This window comes from Paraburkholderia sp. RL17-373-BIF-A (assembly GCF_046030175.1).
GTDB lineage: Bacteria > Pseudomonadota > Gammaproteobacteria > Burkholderiales > Burkholderiaceae > Paraburkholderia.
Genome location: NZ_JARESO010000115.1, coordinates 1 through 9,246 on the forward strand (window position 1 = coordinate 1; position 9,246 = coordinate 9,246).

Consider the following 9,246-nt stretch of genomic DNA (forward strand, 5'->3'; position numbering starts at 1 on the left):
CCCCCCCCCCCCGCCGCCGCTCCTCCGCCTGTGCCGGCCCCTTCCCGCCTTGATCTTCTCTATGCGCCGCTCATCGTTTCTTGTTCGCATCATCCTGATTGGCATCCTCCTGCACATTTACGTGGGCTTGCGTCTGATTCCCGACATGCCGATCGATACCACCGGCCGCTGGCTGTGCGCGTTGTGGCTCGTGCTGTCGATCTTTCTGATTCCGCTCGGCATGCTCGCGCGCACGATCAAACAACAACCGCTCGGCGACCGACTCGCATGGGTCGGCCTGCTGGCGATGGGGTTCTTCTCCTCGCTGCTGGTCCTGACTTTCGCGCGCGACCTCGTGCTCGCGTCGCTTCTGACCGTCGACGCAATCTGGCCGAACACCGTCGCCATCGCACACTGGCGAACCGGCTCAGCGGCGGCTGTGCCGTTGCTCGCCCTGCTCTCCACGCTCGTCGGCCTGTTCAACGCTCGCCGCCGCGCCAAAGTGGTGACGATCGAAGTGCCGATCGACGATTTGCCCGCCGCGCTCGACGGCTTCACGATCGTGCAGATCAGCGATATTCACGTCGGCCCGACCATCAAACGCCGCTATGTCGACGCAATCGTCGACGCGGTGAATCGCCTCAAGCCGGATCTGATCGCTGTCACCGGCGATATCGTCGATGGCAGCGTGCCGCAACTGACCAAACATACGCAGCCGCTGTCACGGTTGAGTGCGCGCCATGGCGCTTTTCTCGTTACCGGCAATCACGAGTATTACGCCGGCGCCAACGCCTGGATCGACGAATTCCGCCGCCTGGGACTGAACGTCCTGCTGAACGAGCACGTGATCGTGGATCACGACGGCGCACGCGCCGTGATTGCCGGCGTCACCGATTATTCAGCGGGCCATCACGACCCGGCGCACCGCAGCGATCCGGTCGCCGCACTGGCCGGCGCGCCTGGCGACGTGCTGATCAAGGTGCTGCTCGCCCACCAGCCGCGCTCAGCCGAAGCTGCAGCAGCAGCCGGTTTCACGCTGCAGCTATCCGGCCACACGCATGGCGGCCAGTTCTTCCCGTGGAATTTCTTCGTGCGCTTTCAGCAGCCGTTCACCGCCGGTCTCGCGCGGCTGAACGGACTCTGGGTGTACACGAGCCGCGGCACCGGCTACTGGGGACCGCCGAAGCGTCTGGGCGCACCTTCCGAAATCACGCGCTTGCGCCTCGTACCCGGCGAGCCCGATTAAGCTCCGACGAAGGCGCCCGTTACTGCGCGGGCGCCACGGCCACGCTGACTTGCGGCGCGAACGCCACCACCACTTGCATACCCGGCGTCACGCCGGTGATCTTCGCCGGATCGCGGCCCTGGATATGGAACACGGACCCATTCGGGCCTTTGAGCGCCATGATGCCGGAAGCATGGTCGATGGCCTCGACGTGAGCGGTCACGCTCTGAACCGTGTTCGACTGCGCGACGTGAGCCGCCGCCGCTTGACCGTCGACACCCTGCGTGATGCTGATCACGGCATTGCGCATCATGCGGATGTGAACTTTGCCCCCTTGCTTGATCTGCGCAAGATTGCGCGTGTCGGTGATGTTGAACGACGCTTCGCCACCTTGTGCGTCGAGCACAGTGACTGAATGGTTGGCCTGATCGACTGATTTCACGACGCCGTCCGCCTGCAGCGTGCTGCTGCCTTCAAACGGTGCCGGCAGACCTGCGGCCGACGATACGAGTGGAGCGGCAGCGATCAACGCGCCGGCGATGAAGCCAAGAGCTTTACCTTTCATATATTCCTTGATTCGGATGGGCGGCGGAAACAACGACGTCGTGCGGATCGCGGCGCCGTCTGAACGATGCGAGAGCAAAAAACGCGGAATTGAGCGCCAAGGCCGTGCGACGTGTTCCGAGTGATGCAGACAGTGTGTTTTCCGGGATGAACATCGTCAATATTCGGAGTCCGTATTTATGTGGGAATAGCTCCCCTATCAGCTCAGAAACTTCCCCAAAGAAAGCGTGCAACTGATTCGCCGCCGCGCCTGATCACGACTTGACTTAACTTTGCAGAGGCGCCTAAAATCCGCCCGTTCATCTACCCGGAATCACGATCTTGGACAGTAGCTGCAGTACCCGTCGAGCTTCGATTCGCCCGATCGCCTGATCGGCAAGATTTCCGCGTCAGCCTTAGCCTGTCGCCGTCTTGCCTTCGGGCTGGCGGTGCACGTCGTTGATACCCGCTTTCTACCAGCGAAATTGCCAGTGAAGTGGCAGTGAGGCGCCGCATGGCCTGATGCCGTGCCGACGTTGCTCACCTTCCAGCGCTGCGAGTCTTCGTTCGCGCTGCGTTGCGCCGTGCCTGAACGCGCCCGCGTCCCATCGACGCGGACGTGTCGCTGTCACGCGTACGGTTCACACTGTGCGATTTCGCGCCTCAGCCTTGCTTACCGATGACAATTGAATTCGTCTGGCGGCTTCTCGCCGCCTTCGCCTGTGGCGTCGCGATCGGCCTCGAACGGCAGATACGTCAGCGCAATGCAGGCCTGCGCACGATCACGCTGGTCGCGAGCGGCGCGTGCCTGTTCGTCACGCTCGGCGTACTGACCGGCAACGGCACGGCGGGCATCACCCAGATCGCCGCGTATGTGGTCTCCGGCGTCGGCTTTCTCGGCGGCGGGGTAATCATGCGCGACAAGGGTTCCATTCAGGGGATCAACACCGCGGCGACCTTGTGGTGCTCGGCCGCGGTGGGCGTTTTGTGCGGCGCGGGCCATTACGGCCCGGCGCTAGCCGGCACCCTGGTCGTGCTGTTGACCAATACCGTGCTGCGCGAAGTCAGCCGTACGATCAACGCGACGCCGGTATCGAACGCCGACCTCGTCCGCGAATACGTGTTGACAATCGTCTGCCGGGAAGCCGACGAGATTCACATTCGTACCGCCGTCTCCAACTCCATGTATTCGACGCCGCTGTCGTTTCAAAGCCTGACGAGCGAGGACGTCGAAAACGACCCAGGACGCATTCGCGTTACTGCAACGTTGAAGATGCATCCCAAGGATCAGTCGAAGCTCGAACAGATGGCCAGCCGCATCAGCATGGAAAAGAGCGTCTCCAGCGTCAGTTGGACGGCCAGAGAAGCGGAGCCGACGCCCGAGTAAGCGTAATGCGTAAGTCCCCCATCTGCGCGCGCATCGTCTACACTTGATCTGCAATAGATTCAGACAATGTTAATTCCGCGTCCTGAATATGGACTGTCCCATAACCATCGACTAAGCTCTGTCACCGTGAATTTTTCACACTCAACTAGGGAGTCTCGATTATGGAACACGGCATCATTGCATGGCTCATCATCGGCGCGATCGCTGGCTGGCTGGCAGGCGTGCTCGTCAAGGGCGGCGGCTTCGGCCTGATCGTCGACATCATCGTCGGGATTGTCGGCGCGTTCATCGGCGGCTGGCTCGCCGGTGTGCTGCATATTTCGCTGGGCGGCGGCTGGATCGGCTCGATCATCACGGCGGTGATCGGCGCGGTCATTCTATTGTTTCTTGTCCGGCTCGTCCGACGAGGCGCCTGAGCGTAGCATCTGATGTCTTACGGCGTCAGGGGCGAAGGCCACCTGACGCCGGCTTGAGCTGACTACCCGCGTTTAAAGCTTCGTCTCCACCGCCGGCAACATCGAGCCGGTATCACGCAGCCGCGTATGCCAGGCGAAAGCCTGATCCAACTGATGCGGCGTTTGCCCGCCTCCCTTCAATGCTTGCCCGTAGTAGTCGCGCAACAGATCGCGATACAGCGGATGCACGCAATTCTCGATGATCAGCGTGGCGCGTTCCCGCGGCGCGAGGCCGCGCAAATCGGCGAGCCCCTGCTCCGTCACGACCACGTCCACGTCGTGTTCGTTGTGATCGCAATGCGGCACCATCGGCACGATGCTCGAAATGCGGCCGCCCTTTGCCATCGACTTGGTCGCGAAGATCGCGCACGACGCGTTGCGCGCGAAGTCGCCCGAACCGCCGATGCCGTTCATCATGTGCGTGCCGCCCACGTGAGTCGAATTCACGTTGCCGTAGATGTCGAATTCGAGCGCGGTATTCAACGCGATCAGACCGAGCCGGCGAATCACTTCAGGATGGTTGCTGACTTCTTGCGGACGCAGCACGAGACGATCGCGATAGCGTTCGAGTTCGCCGAACACCTGCGCCTGGCGCGCGGCCGACAACGTGATCGACGCACCGGAGGCGAACGTCACCTTGCCGGCATCCAGCAGATCGAAGGTCGAATCCTGCAGCACTTCTGAATAAATTTCGAAGGCGTCGAAAGGCGAATCGACGAAACCAGCCAGCACGGCATTGGCAATCGTGCCGATGCCGGCTTGCAATGGCGGCAAGCGCTTCGGCATGCGTCCGCGCGATACTTCGTGCTGGAAAAACTCAATCAGATGACCTGCAATCGATTCAGTCTCGGCATCCGCCGGCAGCACCGTGGATGAACTGTCCGCCATATCGGTGATGACGATGGCCGCGATTTTTTCGAGCGGAATCTCGATGGCAGGCGCGCCGACCCGGTCTTGCGGGCGGACGATCGGCAACGGCTCGCGGTTCGGCCTGCGGCCCGGAATCCAGATGTCGTGAAGTCCTTCGAGCGCGAGCGGCTGAGCAAGATTGATTTCGACGATGACCTTGTCGGCGAGAATCGCGAAGCTCGCCGAATTGCCGACCGACGTGGTCGGCACGATGCCACCGATCTCGGTGATCGCGGTGGCTTCGATAATGGCGATGTCGAGTTTGCCGAGCTGGTTCGCGCGCAGCATCTCGACCGTTTCAGACAGATGCTGATCGACGAACATGACTTCGCCGCGATTGATGGCGTCGCGAAGCGTCTTGTCCACTTGAAACGGCAAGCGGCGAGCCAGCACGTGCGCCTCGGTGAGCGTGCGGTCCACATCGTGACCGAGCGATGCGCCGGTCATCAACGTAATGCGCAGCGGCTTGCCTTCCTGGCGCGCGCGCTCGGCAAGCGCAACAGGGACGGCTTTGGCATCGCCCGCGCGCGTGAAGCCGCTGGCGCCGACACACATGCCATCCTGAATCAAAAGCGCCGCCTCGGCGGCTGAAGTGATTTTTGCGCGCAACTCAGCGCAGCGAATCCGGTCTTGGTACATGAAACTGAGTCTCTCCATAGTCACCAGTCCAGTCTACTGGTGCGCACGTCTATGGTGTGCTTCGCTCAGCAGCCGGATTGTCGCACCCGCCGCAGCGTCACAAAGGGACGGTGTCGCGGCCAGGTGCTGCGTCGCGTCGAACGTTCGCGACAGGTCTTGCACGTATTTCAGATATGACGCGTGGCGCTGTTCAGCTGCCGAAGTAGATGTTGCAGAAGCTCACGGGCCCAACGCACTCTTCAGCTTTGATCGCCGGTGTGGTGATGCGGCTTTGGCTTTCGGCGTTCTTCGCACGCTGTGCATTCGCTTGGGCGACCTGTTGTTCCGGGGCGGCCGGCGCCGATTGTGCGTGAGCGACAACAGCGGACAAAGAGCAGGCAATCAAAGCAATCTTCAACACATTCATTTCGTTCTCCATGACTTACGGTGCTGCCCCGTAGGAAGCCCCGTTGGGGGACTGCGTGGCAGTGATGAAACTATATGGCTGCCTTTCCCGCGGATAAATGGGGCGGTCCGGAAGTGATCCTTCCATTCTGTAGAAGGATCGATGCACATAGTCGATCGTCGCGTGCATGGGTCAACGCGCATTGAACGGCGCGTCCTTGTCGAGCAACGCCGTGCGGATGAAGTGCAGGCAGCTCAGGATGAGCTGCAGGTCGTGACGCTTTTCGCGATCGGCATGAACCGTTTGCAGCACGTCCTGCGCAATCCACGTGGCCGCGCGCACGGACACCAGCGCGCGCTCCAGACCACGCGAGTCAGGTTGCTCGAAGAGCCGCGCGAGGTCATCGCGCATGTGCTCTATGGCGCTGGTCCAGCGTGGATGAAGTGCGTGCGCGTAGTCGGCGCGCGCCGCTTCGTTGCGTAGATCGATCACGGCGTGACCCACTTCGAGCGTCGCGAGCGTCCAGCGCAATGCATCGCGGCGGCGCCGGGAGCGTCGCGTCAACAGCATGCGCAACTGGGAAGTCAGATCGTGCGTACTCGACTGAAAGCGTTGATTGAGACCTGGCAGTTCGTCCTTGCACGCGGACACGACCTGTGCCCGCAGATCGCCCATGATTTTCCCGATGAGCCAAGGCATGTCGGTCGGGAAAACGACCGCGAAGACAAGCGCTGCCAAGAGCATCGACGCGGTGAGCGCAATGCCGTTGTTGATCAGCAGATCCGGTGCGTAAGTGACGACATTGTCAGGCCCGGCGAGCAAACAGAAGAACACTGAGAAACCGATCCCATATCCCGCCGCAAGCTTGCGCGTGGCGATGAATGCTCCGAGTGCGAGCACTGGCGCCAGCATCATGCACAGCAGCGGAAAGCCGTCGATGTTGGGATACACATAGCACGTGAACAGATAGCCGGTCATGGTCGCCAGCACGGCGCCGACGGCCATCTGCACGGCCATCTTCGACGGATTCGGCGCAGTCGACGTCAGCGCGCACGCCAGCGCCGCGCCGATCACCGCAAGGCCGCCGCTCGGCCAGTCCGTCGTGATCCAGAACCAGCCGGCGATTGCCATGACCGCCGCCGAGCGGATAAACGTCAACGCGACGACAAAGGTGTTGGTTTTGCTGACGTAGCGGCTGGTGGTCCGTGGCTGGCTGCCAGGCTTGCGCTGCGTCAGAGTCGCGTAGGTCTGCGAGTAACGGATCCATTCGTCGACGAACCGGTACAGCAATTCCGCCGCCGTATCGAAGTCCGCCAGCGATTCGGTGGGCGTGGCTTCCAGCGGCCGTCTCGTTTCACGCACACGCCGTGGCAAGCTCGCCTGAAAGTGTCGCAAACGGGCGGCCGTACGCGATGGGTCCCCTGTGACTTCGGGCGGTGGCGACATGAGGGCGGCCAGCTCGTGAAAATACGGTTTGATCGCCGCGACGACCGGTGCCGAGCCATTCATGCGCAGACGCTTGAGCAGTTGATGTAGTGCATGCAGTCGCGCGCAGGCATCCATGAACTCGCCGTTCAAACGGCCGAGATGCTGACTGCGCGAACGCATTGCCGGATCTTCGAAGGCGGCGAAAGTGCGCGTCGCCTCGAAACCGACGATCTCGTCGGCGAGATCCGCAAAGCGCCGCTCGAATTGGCCCCGCTTGATGCCGCGAGCCAACACATCGGCAGCGAACGCAGTAAAATTTCCGTACCGAATCTGTAGCGCACGCCGCAGTGCAAGGCTGGACCGCTGCGGCACGATCAACGCGCTCACCGCGCTCGAGGACACGATGCCGACCGCCACTTCCGCCGCGCGCGTGAGCGCCGCCAGAAACAGGTCGTGAGGCACCGTCACATTCGGGATGCCGATCAGCGCAGCGGTGTAACCCGCAAGCACAAAGCCGTACCATCTGAAATGCCGATACCGGACCGCTGCCGCAATGCAGGCGCTCACCCAGCCGATCATGCCGAGCATGTACAACTCGGGCTGCTGGACGAACAGCGCGCCGAGCACCAGCGCAGCGACCGTGCCCACCGCGGTCCCGAGAATCCGATAGAAACTCTTGGCGAGCACCATGCCGCTGAACGGCTGCATCAGCACGAACACCGTGGTCATCGCTATGCGCGGCTGAGGCAGATCCAGCAGCATCGCAATGCCGAGCGCCAACAGCCCCGCGGTGACCGTTTTGAACAGATGCAGCCAAACCAGACCGTCGCTGGTCGCCCAGTCCCGAACAGCCGGACTGAGCGTTTGCAACATGACGCCCCACTTCCGGCGGGAATCCGCCGTAGGTTCGATCGCATGTTCGCGTTTCATCTGGAAGCAAGGCGCCCCGGTTGGTCGCTGGAAAAAGCGCCGGTGAAGAAGACTGCTCGCACCGGCCACGCAAGGCGCCGATTGTAGGGGCATGCTGCGCGCGCATTAAGAGGACGGCCGCGGAACGTCCCTTCCAGAACGAACAACAATGCGCATCCGAGACAGGCGGACAATACGGCTTCAGCCGTGAAATAGAAGGATCGATGGATACGTTACAAAATATGCGAGTGTTCGTGCGCGTGGTCGAAGCCGGTAGTTTTACCGCCGCCGCGCAGTCGCTCAATTCGACGACCGGCGCGATGTCCCGTGCGGTCTCGGAACTCGAAGCTCATCTGCGGACGCGGTTGCTCAACCGTTCAACGCGACGGCTCGCGCTCACCACTGCAGGCGAGCGCTATCTGAAACGATGTCAACAGATACTTGCAGATGTCGACACAGCGGAAGAAGAAGCCAGCTGTGCGCACGAGCGCCCGAGCGGCGCGTTGCGGATGCACAGTTTTGCCAGCATCGGCCAGCATTACGTGCTGCCGGCCATCTCGCGCTATCGCGCGCTGTATCCGGAGGTGACGGTCGAGCTGACGCTGTCGCAGCGCATGCCTGATCTTTTCGAAGGCAGCGCAGACGTTGCGGTGATCGGTGCTTCCAGTTTGCCTAATTCGGAACTCGTATCGCTCCCGCTGGGGACGACCTTTAGCATTCTGTGCGCGTCGCCGGCGTATGTGCGCGCGCACGGCGCGCCGCAGCAGCCGGCCGATCTGGCGCACCATGAGTGTTTGATCCTGCACACGCCGGCGTTTCCGCCGCACGATTGGGTGCTCGATGGGCCGAATGGCAGCGAAATGATGGAAGTGAATGGGCCGGTGCACGTGAACATCGCCGAATCGATGATTGTCGCGATTCGCGAAGGGATGGGCATTGGCATGCTGCCGCTGTACGCGGCGATTTCCGGATTGCGTGATGGCACGTTAGTGCGCGTGTTGCCGGAGTATACGGCGCAGAAGATGAATATTTACGCGCTGTATCCGTCGCGTAAGTTCATCGACGCGAAGACGCGGACCTGGGTCGAGTTCCTGCGTACACATCTGCCGAAAGTCATTGCACGCGATGAGACCCTGCTTGCAGAAGTCGGCGAAGCGGGGATCGGCGATGGCGTGGTGCCTGCGGGCGCGAGCGGCGGTGGGGATGTCGCGACGCGGTAGGCGTCATAGTTGGAGTTGTTAGGGGCCGCTGGCTGCGGGTGGGTGCGGCGGCGGCGCTGTGCTCTCCTGTGCGGGTGTCTGCAAAGTGGAAAGGACCGTTTGCGGAGTGTGTTGCACACGATTGCTCAGTGCGGATCGCAAACCGGAGTCTTTGTTCGCCCCATTTT

8 protein-coding genes are annotated in these 9,246 nt (G+C 61.9%); 4 read left to right on the forward strand and 4 right to left on the reverse strand.

Features of this window, described 5'->3' with window-relative positions; all coding sequences use genetic code 11:
- Positions 1-61: 61 nt before the first annotated feature.
- The gene (locus P0D80_RS47475; RefSeq protein ID WP_132382731.1) at positions 62-1,225 is read left to right on the forward strand and encodes a metallophosphoesterase; all 1,164 of its coding nucleotides are present in this window, start codon (positions 62-64) and stop codon (positions 1,223-1,225) included.
- 19 nt (positions 1,226-1,244) lie between these two features.
- On the opposite strand, the gene P0D80_RS47480 is transcribed toward P0D80_RS47475, so the two are convergent.
- Positions 1,245-1,769, reverse strand: a complete 525-nt coding sequence (locus P0D80_RS47480) for a hypothetical protein (protein ID WP_408295031.1) — start codon at positions 1,767-1,769, stop codon at positions 1,245-1,247.
- Between the two features lie 657 nt (positions 1,770-2,426).
- On the opposite strand from P0D80_RS47480, the gene P0D80_RS47485 reads away from it, so the two are divergent.
- Positions 2,427-3,134, forward strand: a complete 708-nt coding sequence (locus P0D80_RS47485) for an MgtC/SapB family protein (RefSeq protein ID WP_106311959.1) — start codon at positions 2,427-2,429, stop codon at positions 3,132-3,134.
- Between the two features lie 161 nt (positions 3,135-3,295).
- Positions 3,296-3,550 carry a GlsB/YeaQ/YmgE family stress response membrane protein gene (locus tag P0D80_RS47490; protein WP_134965407.1) on the forward strand — a complete coding sequence of 85 codons (255 nt, stop codon included), beginning with the start codon at positions 3,296-3,298 and terminating at the stop codon, positions 3,548-3,550.
- Positions 3,551-3,622: 72 nt separating this feature from the next.
- Here the strand turns inward: P0D80_RS47490 and scpC are convergent, their stop codons facing one another.
- From scpC to P0D80_RS47505, 3 genes are all read right to left on the reverse strand, one after another.
- Positions 3,623-5,137: a succinyl-CoA:acetate CoA-transferase ScpC gene (gene scpC / locus P0D80_RS47495; protein WP_408295034.1), complete on the reverse strand. Its 1,515-nt coding sequence runs from the start codon at positions 5,135-5,137 to the stop codon at positions 3,623-3,625.
- 190 nt (positions 5,138-5,327) lie between these two features.
- A complete protein-coding gene (locus P0D80_RS47500) occupies positions 5,328-5,543 on the reverse strand; it encodes a hypothetical protein (RefSeq protein WP_408295037.1) in 216 nt (71 codons plus the stop codon).
- A gap of 171 nt (positions 5,544-5,714) precedes the next feature.
- Complete coding sequence (locus P0D80_RS47505) at positions 5,715-7,880, reverse strand: FUSC family protein (protein WP_408295040.1); 2,166 nt, start codon at positions 7,878-7,880, stop codon at positions 5,715-5,717.
- 203 nt (positions 7,881-8,083) lie between these two features.
- On the opposite strand from P0D80_RS47505, the gene P0D80_RS47510 reads away from it, so the two are divergent.
- Positions 8,084-9,079, forward strand: coding sequence for a LysR family transcriptional regulator (locus tag P0D80_RS47510; RefSeq protein ID WP_408178479.1), 996 nt, complete (start codon positions 8,084-8,086; stop codon positions 9,077-9,079).
- The last annotated feature ends 167 nt before the right edge of the window (positions 9,080-9,246 follow it).

Excerpts from the sequence above, each read along its gene's own strand:
- P0D80_RS47475 (WP_132382731.1), top strand. The coding sequence starts at position 62 with ATGCGCCGCTCATCGTTTCTTGTTCGCATCATCCTGATTGGCATCCTC.
- P0D80_RS47480 (WP_408295031.1), bottom strand. The coding sequence starts at position 1,769 with ATGAAAGGTAAAGCTCTTGGCTTCATCGCCGGCGCGTTGATCGCTGCC.
- P0D80_RS47485 (WP_106311959.1), top strand. The coding sequence starts at position 2,427 with ATGACAATTGAATTCGTCTGGCGGCTTCTCGCCGCCTTCGCCTGTGGC.
- P0D80_RS47490 (WP_134965407.1), top strand. The coding sequence starts at position 3,296 with ATGGAACACGGCATCATTGCATGGCTCATCATCGGCGCGATCGCTGGC.
- scpC (WP_408295034.1), bottom strand. The coding sequence starts at position 5,137 with ATGTACCAAGACCGGATTCGCTGCGCTGAGTTGCGCGCAAAAATCACT.
- P0D80_RS47500 (WP_408295037.1), bottom strand. The coding sequence starts at position 5,543 with ATGAATGTGTTGAAGATTGCTTTGATTGCCTGCTCTTTGTCCGCTGTT.
- P0D80_RS47505 (WP_408295040.1), bottom strand. The coding sequence starts at position 7,880 with ATGAAACGCGAACATGCGATCGAACCTACGGCGGATTCCCGCCGGAAG.
- P0D80_RS47510 (WP_408178479.1), top strand. The coding sequence starts at position 8,084 with ATGGATACGTTACAAAATATGCGAGTGTTCGTGCGCGTGGTCGAAGCC.